Origin of the sequence: Sandarakinorhabdus sp. AAP62, from assembly GCF_000331225.1 — a bacterium.
Lineage (GTDB): Bacteria > Pseudomonadota > Alphaproteobacteria > Sphingomonadales > Sphingomonadaceae > Sandarakinorhabdus.
Genome location: NZ_ANFY01000004.1, coordinates 130,441 through 145,742, shown reverse-complemented (window position 1 = coordinate 145,742; position 15,302 = coordinate 130,441). Strand labels below are relative to the sequence as shown.

15 protein-coding genes and 1 tRNA gene are annotated in these 15,302 nt (G+C 63.7%); 13 read left to right on the top strand and 3 right to left on the bottom strand.

Annotated features, from left to right (window positions below):
* Positions 1–82: 82 nt before the first annotated feature.
* Positions 83–1,351 (bottom strand): tyrosine-type recombinase/integrase, encoded by a 1,269-nt coding sequence (locus D619_RS0104090; protein WP_017667296.1) that lies wholly within the window; start codon positions 1,349–1,351, stop codon positions 83–85.
* A gap of 267 nt (positions 1,352–1,618) precedes the next feature.
* Here D619_RS0104090 and D619_RS0104085 point away from each other — a divergent pair, with 267 nt between their 5' ends.
* Complete coding sequence (locus tag D619_RS0104085; protein WP_017667295.1) at positions 1,619–2,938, top strand: sulfotransferase; 1,320 nt, start codon at positions 1,619–1,621, stop codon at positions 2,936–2,938.
* A 33-nt stretch (positions 2,939–2,971) separates the two neighbouring features.
* Here the strand turns inward: D619_RS0104085 and D619_RS0104080 are convergent, their stop codons facing one another.
* Both D619_RS0104080 and D619_RS0104075 read right to left on the bottom strand, forming a co-directional pair.
* A complete protein-coding gene (locus tag D619_RS0104080; RefSeq protein ID WP_017667294.1) occupies positions 2,972–4,201 on the bottom strand; it encodes an FAD-dependent oxidoreductase in 1,230 nt (409 codons plus the stop codon).
* 639 nt (positions 4,202–4,840) lie between these two features.
* A complete protein-coding gene (locus tag D619_RS0104075; protein WP_206536338.1) occupies positions 4,841–5,338 on the bottom strand; it encodes a GNAT family N-acetyltransferase in 498 nt (165 codons plus the stop codon).
* A 137-nt stretch (positions 5,339–5,475) separates the two neighbouring features.
* Between D619_RS0104075 and cmk the strand changes: the two genes are divergently transcribed.
* From cmk to D619_RS0104010, 12 genes are all read left to right on the top strand, one after another.
* Positions 5,476–6,129 carry a (d)CMP kinase gene (cmk, locus tag D619_RS0104070; RefSeq protein ID WP_017667292.1) on the top strand — a complete coding sequence of 218 codons (654 nt, stop codon included), beginning with the start codon at positions 5,476–5,478 and terminating at the stop codon, positions 6,127–6,129.
* A 200-nt stretch (positions 6,130–6,329) separates the two neighbouring features.
* Positions 6,330–8,060, top strand: a complete 1,731-nt coding sequence (gene rpsA, locus D619_RS0104065) for a 30S ribosomal protein S1 (protein ID WP_017667291.1) — start codon at positions 6,330–6,332, stop codon at positions 8,058–8,060.
* A 225-nt stretch (positions 8,061–8,285) separates the two neighbouring features.
* Complete coding sequence (ihfB, locus tag D619_RS0104060) at positions 8,286–8,564, top strand: integration host factor subunit beta (protein ID WP_017667290.1); 279 nt, start codon at positions 8,286–8,288, stop codon at positions 8,562–8,564.
* A 51-nt stretch (positions 8,565–8,615) separates the two neighbouring features.
* Positions 8,616–8,701: transfer RNA gene (locus D619_RS0104055), tRNA-Leu, on the top strand.
* 76 nt (positions 8,702–8,777) lie between these two features.
* Entirely contained in the window at positions 8,778–9,560 is a 783-nt protein-coding gene (locus D619_RS0104050; protein ID WP_017667289.1) for an arginase family protein, read from the top strand.
* Between the two features lie 201 nt (positions 9,561–9,761).
* Positions 9,762–10,439, top strand: a complete 678-nt coding sequence (locus tag D619_RS15515; protein WP_017667287.1) for a Tim44/TimA family putative adaptor protein — start codon at positions 9,762–9,764, stop codon at positions 10,437–10,439.
* Between the two features lie 10 nt (positions 10,440–10,449).
* Positions 10,450–11,643, top strand: a complete 1,194-nt coding sequence (locus D619_RS0104035; protein WP_017667286.1) for a murein transglycosylase A — start codon at positions 10,450–10,452, stop codon at positions 11,641–11,643.
* The gene (locus D619_RS0104030; protein WP_017667285.1) at positions 11,643–12,179 is read left to right on the top strand and encodes a Smr/MutS family protein; all 537 of its coding nucleotides are present in this window, start codon (positions 11,643–11,645) and stop codon (positions 12,177–12,179) included. The genes D619_RS0104035 and D619_RS0104030 overlap by 1 nt, the downstream gene beginning before the upstream one ends.
* Positions 12,180–12,252: 73 nt before the next feature.
* Entirely contained in the window at positions 12,253–13,029 is a 777-nt protein-coding gene (locus D619_RS0104025) for an enoyl-CoA hydratase (protein WP_017667284.1), read from the top strand.
* The gene (locus D619_RS0104020) at positions 13,026–14,333 is read left to right on the top strand and encodes a cytochrome P450 (RefSeq protein WP_017667283.1); all 1,308 of its coding nucleotides are present in this window, start codon (positions 13,026–13,028) and stop codon (positions 14,331–14,333) included. Before D619_RS0104025 ends, D619_RS0104020 begins: the two co-directional genes overlap by 4 nt.
* Positions 14,330–14,779: an acyl-CoA thioesterase gene (locus D619_RS0104015; RefSeq protein WP_017667282.1), complete on the top strand. Its 450-nt coding sequence runs from the start codon at positions 14,330–14,332 to the stop codon at positions 14,777–14,779. Before D619_RS0104020 ends, D619_RS0104015 begins: the two co-directional genes overlap by 4 nt.
* Before the next feature lie 34 nt (positions 14,780–14,813).
* Positions 14,814–15,263: a peptidylprolyl isomerase gene (locus D619_RS0104010; RefSeq protein ID WP_017667281.1), complete on the top strand. Its 450-nt coding sequence runs from the start codon at positions 14,814–14,816 to the stop codon at positions 15,261–15,263.
* Positions 15,264–15,302 lie beyond the last annotated feature (39 nt).

The window sequence follows — 15,302 nt, the reverse complement described above, 5'->3', positions numbered from 1 at the left end:
CAGCCGACGCTGCGCAAGACGCCTATAGGGCCCGCAAACCGCAGATTTAACGCCATATGAAGAGGCTCAAACTGCCACGCAGTCAGGTCGTGACGATCACGCCTTCCTTGGACACGAAATAGCCCGCTAGCGCATTCGAGATCATGATCTCAGTGTCGATGTGGAAGTAGGTCCGTTCGATCTGCGTGACGCTGGTGCCGCACATTTTGGCTACATTGCCGTAGCTCAGGCCCGACTTGATGCGGTCGGTGATGAAATAGTGTCGGAAGCTGTAGGGAACGAGATTGCGGTTCTTGTGATCGTCTACCTCTGCCTTCTCCAAGGCCCATGCGAAGGTTTCAAGGATGTCGTGCTCCTTGATCATGGTTTTGCCGTCTCGGCTGAAAATGAGGCAGTCTGAAAGCTGCTGTTTCCCCATGAGGGGCTTCATGGCCTTGAGCAGGTTGTCGAACAGCTCGTCATCTTGGACGTAGAAAACACGCCGCTTGCGGACCTTGGATGTTTCCGCACGAACGGTGATAGCAACGACAGGGATTTCCTCTTCGTCGTCACCTTCACCCTTGACCACGGTGTCAAAGCGTATGTCACCCCACGTTAGCTGCCGTTGCTCACCAGTGCGCAAACCGGTGATCGAAGCCACCATAAGATAGTATGCTGTGATGAACCGGGTGAGGTTGCGACGGTTGGAGAGGTCTTTTGCCACCTCGGTTGCCTTATTGAAGAGCGCCTTGCGTAGATTTGTGACCTCATCTCGGGTGAACGTGGCGCGACGAATTGCTTCTTCGTCGTTGTAAATGCGCGGCAGCTTTTTGAAGTCGAATTCGCGGATGGTGACTTCGTTGCGCTTGTAGAGCCATTCCATCATGGCATTGATCGAGCTCTGCTCATTCTTGATCGTGGACAGGCTGGCGCCGCCCTTGCCGCTCTCTTCTGACCGACGGTGGTAATAGTTTTCGCAGTCGGTGCGCTCTAGCTCCTTGAGCTTGGTCTTGGCACCGATGAAGTTCAGCCAGTGATTGAGGTGGATGCGGATCGTGCCATAGCGGCCCTTGACGATCAGGCCCGCATCCACATCCTTCTTGCGTTGCTCAAGATACATGTCGACGCCTTGCTGCGCCGTCAGAGAGAAGTAGGTCTTGCCAGCAGTTTGGTTGGCCTTGATTTGGTGGAAGAACTCTTTGCCTTTGGCGATGGCTGCGTCACGGTTTCGAGTGCGCAGGCTGACACGGGCGTACTTGTTTTCGCGTTCCAGCCACATGCGGAAGTGCCAGTATTCGCCACGCTTCTGGATCAGGGCCTCGTCAAAAATGACGACTTCATCTTCTGAAAACTGCTTCTTTTTCAGGCCCATACACTGCCCCGTCTGTGTGCCCCTTACGGGGTGCGAACACTATGGTCAGTAGCAGCTTCGCACCTGCGCAAGGTTTCGTGTAACATTGTTGCCGTGGGAGCTGAAAATCAACAACAATATTTCAAGCGTGAAAGTTTTGTGTAAGTTTTTTATTTTTATTTTTCAATAGGATATAGGATAAAACCTACTCCCGAGGGACAATGGCGCTCTGGTGCGTTATGTTTTCATATGGGTGCAATCTGGCAAGGTTCTTGGCCGGCGACAGACTTGGCCACGCTTGATTTTGTCGTCGGCGGCATCCCGCGCGGCGGCACCACCGCGTTTGCCGATGCATTCAACCGGCATCCCGATATCTACTGCCACGCATCAGAATCACATCTGATTGAATTTGCTTTGCAAATGGCCGGACAACGCCCGGTTTCCGCAGCTGCCCTGCCGGCCGTGCGCGCGGAACTGCGGCGTTGTCTGCAGGTCAACCTGATCGAATTGGTGGAATTCAATCTGCACATGGGCAGCCCCGAACCCCCGTTGCGCTTTGGCGAGGCGGATCTTGACCTGCTGGCCGATGAGATGGCAGCCACCCTTGGCCGCGATTTCAAGGGATTGGACTGTGCTGATCAGCTTTCGGCGATCCTGGCCCGGGAATTGCGCCGGCGTTCGGGCAAACCGTTGGTCGGCGAAAAGACGCCTTCCAACGCCCTCGCCCTCGATCAACTCGGCTGGCGGCGAGCACCCACCAATGCAGCACCCTTATTCGTTGTGGTCAGACGGCCGTTTGCGGTGATCCGCTCGATGCAGGCCAGGCTCGCCAATCCGATCGATCTATTTGCCGCCGAATACAGCGGCAGTATTGCCGAAATGGCGGGATATTATGCCCGGCATGCGCTGGCCTGCGCCCGGCTGCTGCGGGCGGGTGCCAGGCTTTGCCGCTACGAAGATCTCAGCGGCAACCCGCACCTCGCCTTCCGCCAGGCGCTGCAGGTCATCGGCGTCGCTGCCTCCGATCGCATCGTCCACGATCTTGCGCAGACCATTCAATACCGCGGCCGGGACACCAGCCGATCAGGCTTTGCCGCAGAAGAGCAGGCCCTGATCGATGCCATCACCCAACCCGCACTCGATCAGCTTGGTTATGGCCGCGATCCGGCCAGCCAGGCCGATGCGGTGTCACTCGATTGCGGCGGGCAGGTGATTGCTGGCCGCCACCCGGACGGATGGCTTGAACAACGGTCGGTGCTGATGCTGGTGGCCCAGCCGCACCACCGGCGCGCGCTGCTGGAGATCTGGCACCGCTTCCCAGCCGCCATCGTGGGCGCGCACTCGCAAGTGCACTGGTCTGTCGAGGCGACCGACGGGCGCATTCTGGCATCGGGCCGTGCCGTCGGCGGCGATGAGGCCATGATCGAACTGGCCATTGCTGTTGATCCCGCCACCTGGCACCATTGTGCCAACGGCAATCTGCTGCTGGTGGCGGAACTGCGCTGCACGCACGCTCAGGTACCGATGGCGCATGCCGATGAGCCAGATGGCGCATCGCTTGATGTCCGCGCCCTGTCCGGCCAACTCCGGCATGTGGCATTTGATTGAAGCTGTGCGGCGGCTGCCGCGACCGCCCAGTGATCAGAACTTGTCGTCCTTCACGCGGAACAGTGCTTCCAGCGCGGGATCAGTTGGCCGGCCCAGCACGCGTTCGGCGATATATTCGCCCACCACCGGGCCATGCTTGAAGCCGTGGCCGGAACCACCGCCGGCGATCCAGACATTGTCCCACCCCGGATGGCGCTGGATCATGAAATGCTCGTCCACGCTGTTTTCCAGCTGGCACACCCGCGTTTCAACGATCGGCTGGTCCTTCAGCCCCGGAAAGCGGCGCGCGAGATAATCGCGGGAACGACGCACCTGGAACGGCGTGACCATGCGCTCATCATTGTCCGGGTCCATGATGGTGTCACCGCCCACCGGGCAGACCTTGATGCCCTTGCCGTCGACATTGGGGAACCCATAGTGGCTGGCTTCGGAAAACACCGGCAGGTTGGGGCAGGAATAGCGGTCATCACCCGCCGGCGCGCCAAAGAAATAGACCTCGCGGCGCGGCGTCTGCAGTTTCTGGCCCAGCAGATCGGGGAACAGCCGGCCCAGCCACGGCCCGCAGGCAAAGACATAGCTCGCCCCGCTCACTGCGCCGCCACCCTGCAGCGCCAGATTGGCCATGGCGCCGCCACCGGCCTGCCCGGGCTGGGCACGGCCCGCCACCAGCTGCACGCCCTTCTTCGCCGCCGCTTCCGCCACGGCCAGGCAGGCGCGGTGGGCGCGCACGATCAGCGCGCCCGGCTCATACAGGCCCACCATGTTCTCGCCCGGCTCCATCTGCGGCCAGCGCCGGCGCATGTCGGCGGGCGTCATCAGTTCATGATCAACCTTCAGCCGGGTGAACACATCGCGCGAGCCGCGCAGGCCGGCATTGAGATCGGTCGCCAGCTGCAACCGCCCCGCCTGCGAAAGCAGCGGCAACCCGAACTCCCGCTCCCGCTCCCGCCACAATTCCATCCCGCGCAACACCCAGCGCGAATAGACTTCGCGATCACCATAACCCACCCGGATTTGCCGCGTTTCCCCGCCCGACGTGGCCCGCGCATTACCCGGCCCATAGGCATCAACCAGCGTGACCGTGTGGCCCATTTCCCGCAGCCGCAGCGCCGTCCAGCCACCAAAGGCGCCAGCCCCGATCACCACCACATCCGCCGGCCTGGCCGTGCGCTGCCATTTCAGCGCCGATTGCGCCGCAGCAGACGCCGCCACACCGCTGGCCGCTGCAAGGCCGGCTGCCTTCAGAAATGTGCGACGCTCCATGTATCCCCCCATTTTTCAACGCGCCAGCACTTCACCAACACGACGATTTGCCCTTTGCGCCGAGCGTAGGTCTGCCCCCTGTCCCCGTCAATTGCGCCCACTGGGGCTTCGCAAATAGGGCTGCATGCAGCGGCGGGATTTGACACTTTTTCCGTATCTCGCGGTTTTTGCGACTTCGCATTCACCCGTCCGCTGCTGATGAGCGCCGTCGCTCATGGCCGCGAATGTAACTCGGCGACGATGCTGTAGGACAGGCAGAAGGCAAAGAAGCAGAAGGCCTCCGGCGGCCAGGGTCGCAGACCCTGGACCCATTCGCTTTCAGGCGGACTTGCCGCGGCTGCAGGTTACAAAGGTTACAGATTTTTCCGCATGCGCGTGCGCGTCTGGACAAGATCAATCGTGGAAAGAGCACCAGGGCAACCAGACGCAGAGTATAGCGCTGCCAGCGCCTTGTAGGACAGCGTCTCGAAGTGCGCTCTGCAACAAGGAAATGCAGGGAGCCTCCGGCAGGCAGGGTGCCCCCTGCACCCGCATTCCGAGGTGGCCTGTGACGCTGGGAGGGTTGGGTTGAGTATATTGTCCCGGAAACTCCGCTGTCCCCGTGATTCCGAGGTTCCTGCCCCCAAGGCTACCGAGGCGTCAGCAATTCGGCATGGCAAGTTTTAGGACGATCTGGCCGGTCGGTTGATGCAATTCTTGCGCCACCAGAACGAAGCCATTGCGTTCGTAGAACGGCAGTCCGACGCGATTATCACGGAATACCTCGACTTTCAGTGGACCCTTGATGGCAAATGCGTGATCCACCAAAGCTTTCCCGATGCCTTTGCCGTGTCTGGAGGGATCCAGGAACAATCCGCCAATCTCATTGCCAACAAGCGAGATGAAACCGACCACCTTCCCGCCATCTTCGAAAACGTAGGTTTCGGCGTTGGGGATATAGAGGTCCCGAACTTCCAGTTCCGATCGCGCAACATAGGTGTCGGACAGGAACGGATGGGCGAGCGCGTTTGCGCTCCGCCATGCCACCATGACCGGTTCGATGTCATCCGGGCTATAGCTGCGTATCGTCATTGTGGCTTCTTCATTTGGGCTGGAGCCTTTCATCTTGGAATGAATCCTGGGAGCAATATAGTTCACGGCCTGGGAAATGCTCAGAGTGACGTTACGGGAAGGAGGGGCCGAAATCCAACGGGTCAAGGGTCTGCGACCCTTGCCGCCGGAGGCAATTCTTCCTTGCCCTTGCTCCGCTTCGACCCAGCCGCTAACCCGACCGCGTGACCAGCACCCCACCCCTCGTCATCGCCGTCGACGGCCCTGCGGCCAGCGGCAAGGGCACCATCGCCAAGGCGCTGGCCCGGCATTACGGCCTGCCGTTCATGGATACCGGCAAATTGTATCGCGCCTGCGGGCTGGCGGTGCGGCTGGCGGGGCATGATCCTTATGATGCCGAGGCAGCGGCGCAGGCGGCGCGGCAGCTTGATCCGGCGCTGCTGGATGATCCCGATCTGATGAGTGCGCTGAACAGCGATTATGCCTCGATCGTCTCCAGCCATCCGGCGGTGCGGGCGGCGCTGTTCGATGTGCAGCGCGGCTTTGCCCAGCAGCCGGGTGGCGCGGTGCTGGATGGGCGGGATATCGGCACGGTGATCGCGCCGGATGCCATCGCCAAATTGTTCGTGACGGCGGCGCCGGAAGTGCGGGCCCAGCGCCGCCATGCCGAACAGGCCGGGCGGGGCAGCGATCAGACGCTGGCCGATGTGCTGGCCGACATTCATGCGCGCGATGCCCGCGATTCCGGGCGCTCTGCCGCGCCCCTGGTGCAGGCTGCCGATGCTGCCTTGCTTGATACCAGCGATCTCGGTATAGCCGCGGCCGTCGCTGCTGCCATCGACCTTGTGGAAAAGGCGAGACAGCGCGGCGGCCGGTAACTGGCGAGGGTTGCCCGGCAGGCGCTGTCCTGCCCGGGCGTTTTCGTTTTTCCCGGTGTGTTTGAGCGGCTGGCATGGTGCCACCGCGACGGCGATGAACGGCGGGCAATGGTGCCTTGCCGAGGGGTTTCGTGGGAACCGGCCGAATTTTCGGCCAAACCTTGCCCGCGCCGATCCCAATTGAAGGTGTTTGATACTCTATGGCTACTTCTGCCCAGCCGACCCGCGATGATTTTGCGGCTCTGCTTGATGCCTCGCTCGGTGAGAACCAGAGCTTTGAAGGCCGTGTTGTCCGCGGTGTCGTGACCGCGCTGGAAAATGAATTTGTCGTCATCGATGTCGGCCTGAAGAGCGAGGGCCGTGTGCCCCTGCGCGAATTCGCCGGCCTGGATGGCAAGACCGACCTGAAGGTTGGTGATGAAGTCGAAGTGTTCGTGGACCGCGTCGAGAACGCCAATGGCGAAGCCATGCTGTCCCGCGATCGCGCCCGCCGCGAAGCCAGCTGGGATGCGCTGGAAACCAAGTTCGCCGCTGGCGAGCGCGTCGAAGGCGTCATCTTCGGCCGCGTCAAGGGCGGCTTCACCGTCGATCTCGGCGGCGCCGTGGCCTTCCTGCCCGGCAGCCAGGTCGATATCCGCCCGGTGCGCGATGTCACCCCGCTGATGAACCTGCCGCAGCCCTTCCAGGTGCTGAAGATGGACCGCAAGCGCGGCAACATCGTGGTGTCGCGCCGCTCGATCCTCGAAGAATCGCGCGCCGAAGCCCGCACCGGCCTGATCAGCAGCCTGGCCGAAGGCCAGATCGTTGACGGCACCGTGAAGAACATCACCGATTATGGTGCGTTCGTGGACCTGGGCGGCATCGACGGCCTGCTGCACGTGACCGACATGAGCTACAAGCGCGTCAACCACCCCAGCGAAGTGCTGAACATCGGCGACGTGCTGCGCGTGCAGATCGTGCGCATCAACCGCGACACCCAGCGCATCAGCCTGGGCATGAAGCAGCTGGAAGCCGATCCGTGGACCACCGCTGCCGCCAAGTACGCCGTGGACACCAAGCACAAGGGCCGCGTCACCAACATCACCGAGTATGGCGCCTTTGTCGAACTGGAAGCCGGCATCGAAGGCCTGGTGCACGTTTCGGAAATGAGCTGGGTGAAGAAGAATGTTCACCCCGGCAAGATTGTTTCGACCAGCCAGGAAGTCGAAGTCATCGTTCTGGAAGTGGACGAGGAAAAGCGCCGCATCAGCCTTGGCCTCAAGCAGGCTCAGCGCAATCCGTGGGAAGTGTTCGCCGAAACCCACCCGGTCGGTTCGATCGTGGAAGGCGAAGTCAAGAACGCCACCGAATTCGGCCTGTTCATCGGGCTGGATGGCGACGTCGACGGCATGGTGCACATGAGCGACATCGCCTGGGGCATGACCGGCGAAGGCGCCCTGTCGCGCCACCACAAGGGCGAGCGCGTCTCGGCCCGCGTGCTGGAAGTGGACATCGAGAAGGAGCGCATCAGCCTGGGCATCAAGCAGCTTGATGAACAGGGCGGCACCGGCGCGGCCACCGGCACCCGCAACACCAGCGGCGGCGACTGGAAGAAGAACGACATCGTGACGGTGACCGTGGTCGCTGCCCGCGATGGCGGTCTGGATGTGAAGATCGGCGAAGATGGCCCGGATTGCTACATCAAGCGCAACGATCTGAGCCGCGATCGCGAAGACCAGAAGGCCGAGCGTTTCCAGCCCGGCCAGAAGGTCGATGCCATGGTGGTTGGCTTTGAAAAGGGCCGCAAGCCGATGCTGAGCATCAAGGCGCTGCAGATCACCGAAGAAAAGGAAGCCGTGGCCCAATATGGCACGTCCGACTCGGGCGCGACGCTGGGCAACATCCTGGGTGCGGCCTTCAACAAGGCCCGCGAGGAAGCCGACAAGAGCTGATTGCCGCTTCGGCGATCAACGGAAACACGCCCCGGCAGAGCATCTGCCGGGGCGTTTTTCGTTGAATCGAGCCGCCTGCGGGCCCAATTGCCGGCGCGCGGACGATTATGGCACGCAGGTTGCGCTTTTTTGACAGGCGCTCCTTGACCATCCCCGCCAATGCAATAGAATTGCTTTGTTTTTGGGGGGACTGCGCCGGGGTGGCGCCAAACGAGGTAGGCCAAGATGATCAGATCTGAACTGGTTGCCATCGTCGCCGAACAGAATCCGCATCTGACCATCAGGGATGTCGAGCGCATCGTCGCCACCATCTTTGACGAGATCACCGATGCGCTGGCGCAGGGCCGACGGGTTGAGCTGCGCGGTTTCGGTGCCTTTTCCACCCGCGCCCGCGATCCGCGCACCGGCCGCAACCCGCGCACCGGCGCTGCCGTCAAGGTGGATGCCAAGAAAGTGCCCTATTTCAAGCCGGGCAAGGAATTACGCGAGCGCCTCAACGGCTGAACCGCACCGGACGCCACGCCGGTGCAGGGCAGGCACCAGCGGAGACCATTGGCGGGCGTGGCGGAACCGGTAGACGCAGCGGACTTAAAATCCGCTTTCCCATGGAAGTGCGGGTTCGAGTCCCGCCGCCCGCACCATCTTTGCTGGCCGCCAGCGCACGGCCGACCCCCAACCCCGTGCTCTGGCGGCTGTTTCATGTCTACAACCCTATCCTTGATCGGCATCCCCACCGATCAGCACAGCAGCTTCTTGCGCGGGCCCGCGCTGGCCCCGGCCGCCATCCGGGCCGCCCTGGCCAGCCCGCACGGCAACAGCGCCACTGAACGCGGGACGGAAATCGGACTGGATTTCGAACTGGTCGATCGCGGCGACGTCGCCATTTCCGAAGATGCCGGTGACGATGACCGCATCCGGGCTGCCATCGCCGCTTGCCCTGGGCCTTTGATTGCGCTGGGCGGCGATCACGCCATCAGCTTTCCGGTGGTCGAAGCCCTGGCGGCTCGCCACGGCGCCTTCGATATCCTGCACTTCGATGCCCACCCCGATCTCTATGACGAACTCGACGGCAATCGCCGTTCCCATGCCTCGCCGTTCGCGCGGATCATGGAAGGCGGCCATGCCCGCCGGCTGGTGCAGGTCGGCATCCGCACCCTCAATCGCCATTGCCGCGACCAGGCGGCACGCTTTGGCGTGGAGATCATCGAGGCGCGGCATTTCCGCGACGATTGGCGGCCGCGATTCGACCGGCCGCTTTATGTCTCGATCGACATCGACGCGCTCGATCCGGCTTTCGCGCCGGGCGTGTCGCACCTGGAACCGGGCGGCCTCAGCGTGCGCCAGATCGTCAACATATTGCTTGATCTCCACACGCCGATCATCGGCGGCGACGTGGTGGAACTGAACCCGGCGCGCGACGTGGGTGGCATGACCGCAATGGTCGCCGCCAAGCTGGTGAAGGAACTGGCCGCTGCCATGGCCGCCAATCCCGCGGCCTGAACTGCCGGCGTTATTGCCGCATTCCCTTGCAATAGACGCCATAAAGGCCGATTGTGCGGAGAAGTTGGGCGAAGTCCGAGGTGATTCCCGCATTGTGCCAGTGGCATGATCGGTGTCACATCTGGCCTTGCGCAGCTGGCCATCCGGTTTGATGGCGGGTTTTTTCATCAAGCCATCGCGCGCGGTGGTTGGGGATAATAAATGTCCGAAGGCAGTGGTTGGGTCGAGATTGTGCTGCTGGCGTTGCTGGCCGCGTTCATCGGCCTGCGCCTCGTCTCCGTGCTCGGCAAGCGCACCGGGCAGGAGCGTCCGATCGGTGACAGTTTCCGCCCCAGCGCCGAAGTGACCGCGCCGCCGCGCCGCGAAGCGGAACGCCCCGTGCGCGGCCAGTTGCTGCTGCCCCCGGGCACGGATCGCGGCCTGCTGCCGTCGCTGGAAGCGGTGGCTGATGCCGATCCCGGTTTCGCCCCTGATCGTTTCCTCGCCGGCGCCCGCAGCGCCTATGGCCTGATCCTTGATGCCTTCTGGGCCGGCGATCTTTCGGGCCTGACCGGCCTGGTGTCGGACGAAGTGCATCACAATCTGTCGAACGCCATCGAAGCGCGCGGCGGTGGCCGCCTGCCCAACCGGCTGATCAGCCTGGGTGCGTCCAGCCTGCGTGATGCCACGGTGGTTGGCCAGATGGTGGAAGTGACCGTGGGGTTTGCCGCGCGCATCGCCACCGCTGATGGCGAGATTGAAACCCGCGATCTGTGGACCTTCAGCCGGCTGGCCGGCAGCACCGATCCGGCCTGGGTGCTGATCGCCACCGACAATGAAGACGATTCCGATCAGATGCCGCCCGATCTGCTGGGCGACGCTCCCGACAATAACGCCTGATCAGCGCTGCATGCGCCAGTGGATTGCGCTGGCCAGCCTGATGCTGCTGGCTGCCTGTGCTGGCAAGCCGGAGCGGCCGGCGACTGCGGTTGCGGTTCCACCCCCTGTGGCTGTTGCGCCACCAGTTGAAACGCCAAAGCCCCCGCCTGTCACCCGTGCGGCGGATGCAGGTGTTGCGCTGGTCGATCTGCCCGCCCTGCCGGAAGCCGCTGCCGCCCTGGCCGCCTTCCGCACGTCGTGCGCCGGTCTCACCCGCCGTGAAGACCTTTCGGGCCTGACCCGCCCCGAGGATTGGAAGCCAGCCTGCGCCGCGGCCGCCAGCGTGGCACTGGGGCAGGAAGAGGCGTTTTTCCAAACCCAGTTCCGGGCCATTGCCGTGGCTGGCGGCACGGGCTTTGCCACCGGCTATTACGAACCGGAAATCGCCGCCAGCCTGACCCGGCAGCCGGGTTTTGAGGTGCCGCTGTATCGTCGCCCGGCCGATCTGATCGATGTGCCGCTCGGCGATTTCGCCGCCAGCCTGAAGGGCCGCACCGTGCGCGGCCGGGTGCAGGGCACGCGGCTGGTGCCCTATGCCACGCGCGAGCAGATTGCGGCGGGGGCGCTGGTCGGCAAGCAACTGGAACTGGCCTGGGCTGCCGATCCCTACGAAGCCTTCTTCCTCGAAATCCAGGGCAGTGGCCGGCTTCGCCTGCCCGATGGCCGCATCATCCGTATCGGCTATGATGGCCAGAACGGCCGCGATTATGTCGCCATCGGCCGGCTGCTGATCGAACAGGGCCGGCTGGAACGCGGCAAGGCCGGCATGAAGGAAATCCTCGCCTGGCTGCGCGCCAACCCGGCCGATGCGCCGGCGGTGCTCAATGCCAATCCATCGAAGATCTTTTTCCGGGAACTGAAGGGTGAAGGCCCCATCGGCGCGATGGGCGCGGCCGTGACGCCGTTCGTCAGCGTCGCCGCCGATCCGGCCTTCATCCCGCTCGGCGCGCCGCTGCTGGTGGAAACCATGCTCACCGGCCCGGCAACGCCGTTCACGCGCCTGATGGTGGCGCAGGATACTGGCGGTGCCATCAAGGGCGCCAACCGCATCGATCTGTTCCTTGGCCCCGGCGCCGAGGCCGCCGCCATCGCCGGCGCGCAATCCTCGCCGGCACGATTGGTGCTGCTGATCCCGGCCGCCGCCGCTGCACGGCTGACGCCCTGATGCGGCGCCTTTCCGCCCATGAACGGGCCTTGTGGGCGCGGGTGGCGGCCAGCGTGAAGCCGCTGCCCGGCAAGCGCGCACCCGAATTGCCGGCCGTTGCAGCACCCGCAGCACCTGCCCCTCCCAAGGCTGCGCCCAAACCGGCCCCGGCACGGCCCGCCGCCAAGGCACCGCCGCCCGCCAAACCCCAGACCGCGCCAAAGCCCCACCCGCTCGGCGCGCCGCTGGATGGCAGCTGGGATCGGCAGATCAGCCGCGGCCGCCTGTCACCAGATCGGGTGATCGATCTGCATGGCCACACGGTGGTGGACGCCCATGCCACGCTGGCCTCTGCCATCCTCGCCAATGATGGCACCCGCGTGATCCTTGTCGTCACCGGCAAGGGCCGCCCCGACCGGCCGGCGCGCATCCGCGCCGAGCTGATGCACTGGCTGGAACGGCCCGATCTGCGGCCCCATGTGGCGTCCCTGCGCGCCGCCCACCCACGCCACGGCGGCGGCGGAGCCTTCTACATCATCCTGCGGCGGGCAAAGTAAGCCAGCCCTATCGCCAATTGCAGGCGGCCCCGGCCGCGCATTGGACTAATGTGCCGGAAAGGGAGGACGCTGCATGTCCGAAGATGTCGTCTTGGTCAGCCGTGATGGCCCGGTTGCCATCGTCACGCTCAATCGCCCGCAGGCGATGAATGCGCTGAGCCAGGCGCTGCGCCGTGAATTGGCCCGCGTGTTCCGCGCGCTGGAAGCCGACGATGATGTGCGCGCCATCGTGCTGACCGGTGCCGGCACCCGTGCCTTCACGGCCGGGCTGGACCTGAAGGAATTGGGCCAGCAGGGCCTTGGTGCTGCGAACGCGGAAGGCCCTGACGACAACCCGGTGAAGGCCATCGAACAGACCGGCAAGCCAGTGATTGGCGCCATCAATGGCGTCGCCATCACCGGCGGCTTTGAAGTGGCGCTGGCCTGCGATGTGCTGATCGGCAGCGAGAATGCGCGCTTTGCCGATACCCATGCGCGGGTGGGCATCATGCCGGGCTGGGGGCTCAGCCAGAAACTCTCCCGACTGATCGGGCCCTATCGGGCGCGCGAACTGTCATTGAGCGGCAATTTCCTCGATGCCGCGATGGCCGAGCGCTGGGGCCTGCTCAACCGGGTGGTGCCGGCCGATGAACTGATCGCCGCCGCCGTGAAGCTCGCCCACGACATGGCCAGCATCGCCCCCGGTTTCGCGCGTGGATACAAGAAACTGATCAACGACGGTTACGCCATGACCTTCGGCGACGGGATGGCGTTGGAAGCCGAGCGTTCGACGGCGGCCAATGCCAAGGTCTCCGCCGCCGAAGTCGAAGCCGCACGCGGCGCCGTGCAAGCGAGAGGACGCCAGCAATGACCGCCATGCCTTTCCCCGGTTTCAACAGCGACACCATCGACGACATGCTGGTCAACCCGGCGGCTTATGCCGATGAGAGCATCCACGACGCCTACACGAAATTGCGCGCGGAAGACCCGGTGCACTGGACCCAGCCCAAGGGCTTCCGCCCCTTCTGGTCGATCACCCGCCATGCCGATATCGTGGCCATCTCCAAGGCCAATGATCGCTTCATCAACCGCGAACGCACCTATATCAGCCCCATCGAGGCCGAGGAGTGGGTGAAGAACACCACCGGCGATACGCACCTGTTCCGCACGCTGGTCGATCTGGACGATCCGCTGCACATGAAATTGCGCCGCATCACCAACACCTGGTTCATGCCGCAGAATTTGAAGAAGCTGGAACCGCAGATCGCCGCCATTGCCAAGGCGCATGTCGACCACATGGCGTCGCTGGGCGGCAGCTGCGATTTTGTGAATGAAGTGGCGCTCTGGTATCCGCTGCGCGTCATCATGATGATCCTGGGCCTGCCCGAGGCGGACGAAGGCCGCATGCTGCAGATGACGCAGGAAATCTTTGGCCCGCAGGATCCTGACGTGGTCGCCCGTAGCCGCATCCTGACGCAAGGTTTGGGCGGCCCCGAAGCCAGCGGCGACCCACAAGTCGATATCTTTGCGCTGGTACAGCAGTTCTTCGCCTATTTCGGCGAGGTGATGGCGGATCGGCGCGCCAATCCGCGCGACGATCTGGCCACCGTGATCGCGCAGGGCATGGTGGATGACGAGCCCATCGGCATGCTGGAAGCCATCAGCTACTATGCCATCACGGTCACCGCCGGCCACGACACCACCAGCAGCAGCGCCTCGGGCGGCTTGCTGGCGCTGACGAAAAATCCGGCGGAAATGGCGAAGTTGAAGGCAGACCCGTCGCTGATTCCCGGCGCTGTCGAAGAGATGATCCGCTGGGTGACGCCGGTGAAGCATTTCATGCGCACCTGCACCCAGGATACCGAGATCGGCGGCAAGACCATCAAGGCCGGTGACGGCGTGGCGCTGTTCTACTGGTCCGGCAACCGCGACGAAGCCGTGTTCGACGACCCTTTCAGCTTCAAGGTCGACCGGGCCAACAATCCGCAGACGGCTTTTGGCAACGGCGTCCACCAATGCCTGGGGCTGCATCTGGCGCGGATGGAAGTGCGGGCCCTGTTTGCCGAACTGCTGCCACGGCTGGATGAAATTGCGCTCACTGGCGAACCGAAACTGTCGGTCGCCAATTTCGTGTCGGGCCTGAAATCCATGCCGATCCGGTACAGCCTGCGGTGAAGGACGACCCACGGCGGCGTCAGCCTGACGCCTATCCCGACAGGCTGCGCCTTGAAACGCGCTTTGGCGACATGGATGTGAACGGCCACCTCAACAACGTGGCCTTTGCCCGTTTGTTCGAGGAAACCCGCGTGCGTTTCCTGCGCTTTGGGCCGGGGGCGCCGCCGCCGGACAAGACACGATCCCATGTCGTGGTGGCGCATGTCGCCATCGATTATCTGGCCGAAGGCGATTATCCGGCGCCCGTCACCGTCACCCTCGCCATCAGCCGCATCGGCAGCAGCAGCTTCACCGTGGCGATGGCGGCCTTTCAGGACGGCGCGGACGGTCCACACTGCATTGCCCTGTGCGACAGCATCCTGGTGCACCGCGAGCCAGGCGCCGCCCCATCCCCGATTCCGCCCGCCATGCGGGAACGGCTTGAGGCGCTGCGGCTTCGCGGCTAGGGGGTGACTTTCCCCCCCGAACCGGAGACGCACCATGGCCGAAACGCTTACCCTTACTCTCGACAGCGGCGGCGATGTCGTCATCAAGCTGCGCCCCGATGTCGCCCCCGGCCATGTGACACGCATCACCACGCTGGCGCGTCAGGGTTTCTACAACGGCGTCAAGTTCCACCGCGTGATCCCCGGCTTCATGGCCCAGGGCGGCTGCCCCAAGGGCACCGGCACCGGCGGCAGCGACCTGCCCGACCTGAAGGCCGAATTCAACGACGTGCCGCACGTGCGCGGCGTCTGCTCGATGGCCCGCACCAGCGCGCCGCACAGCGCCAACAGCCAGTTCTTCATCTGCTTTGACGATGCCCGCTTCCTCGACCGCCAGTACACGGTGTGGGGTGAAGTGATTTCCGGCATGGAACATGTCGACGCGCTGCCCAAGGGCGAACCGCCGCGCACGCCGGGCAGCATCGTGAAGGCGACCGTGGCCTGAGCCGCAACGCCTGACGCAAACGAAAACCCCCGCCAGATC

Coding starts and splice junctions, on each gene's coding strand:
- D619_RS0104090 (WP_017667296.1), bottom strand. CDS start 1,351: ATGGGCCTGAAAAAGAAGCAGTTTTCAGAAGATGAAGTCGTCATTTTT.
- D619_RS0104080 (WP_017667294.1), bottom strand. CDS start 4,201: ATGGAGCGTCGCACATTTCTGAAGGCAGCCGGCCTTGCAGCGGCCAGC.
- rpsA (WP_017667291.1), top strand. CDS start 6,330: ATGGCTACTTCTGCCCAGCCGACCCGCGATGATTTTGCGGCTCTGCTT.
- ihfB (WP_017667290.1), top strand. CDS start 8,286: ATGATCAGATCTGAACTGGTTGCCATCGTCGCCGAACAGAATCCGCAT.
- D619_RS15515 (WP_017667287.1), top strand. CDS start 9,762: ATGTCCGAAGGCAGTGGTTGGGTCGAGATTGTGCTGCTGGCGTTGCTG.
- D619_RS0104035 (WP_017667286.1), top strand. CDS start 10,450: ATGCGCCAGTGGATTGCGCTGGCCAGCCTGATGCTGCTGGCTGCCTGT.
- D619_RS0104030 (WP_017667285.1), top strand. CDS start 11,643: ATGCGGCGCCTTTCCGCCCATGAACGGGCCTTGTGGGCGCGGGTGGCG.
- D619_RS0104025 (WP_017667284.1), top strand. CDS start 12,253: ATGTCCGAAGATGTCGTCTTGGTCAGCCGTGATGGCCCGGTTGCCATC.
- D619_RS0104020 (WP_017667283.1), top strand. CDS start 13,026: ATGACCGCCATGCCTTTCCCCGGTTTCAACAGCGACACCATCGACGAC.
- D619_RS0104010 (WP_017667281.1), top strand. CDS start 14,814: ATGGCCGAAACGCTTACCCTTACTCTCGACAGCGGCGGCGATGTCGTC.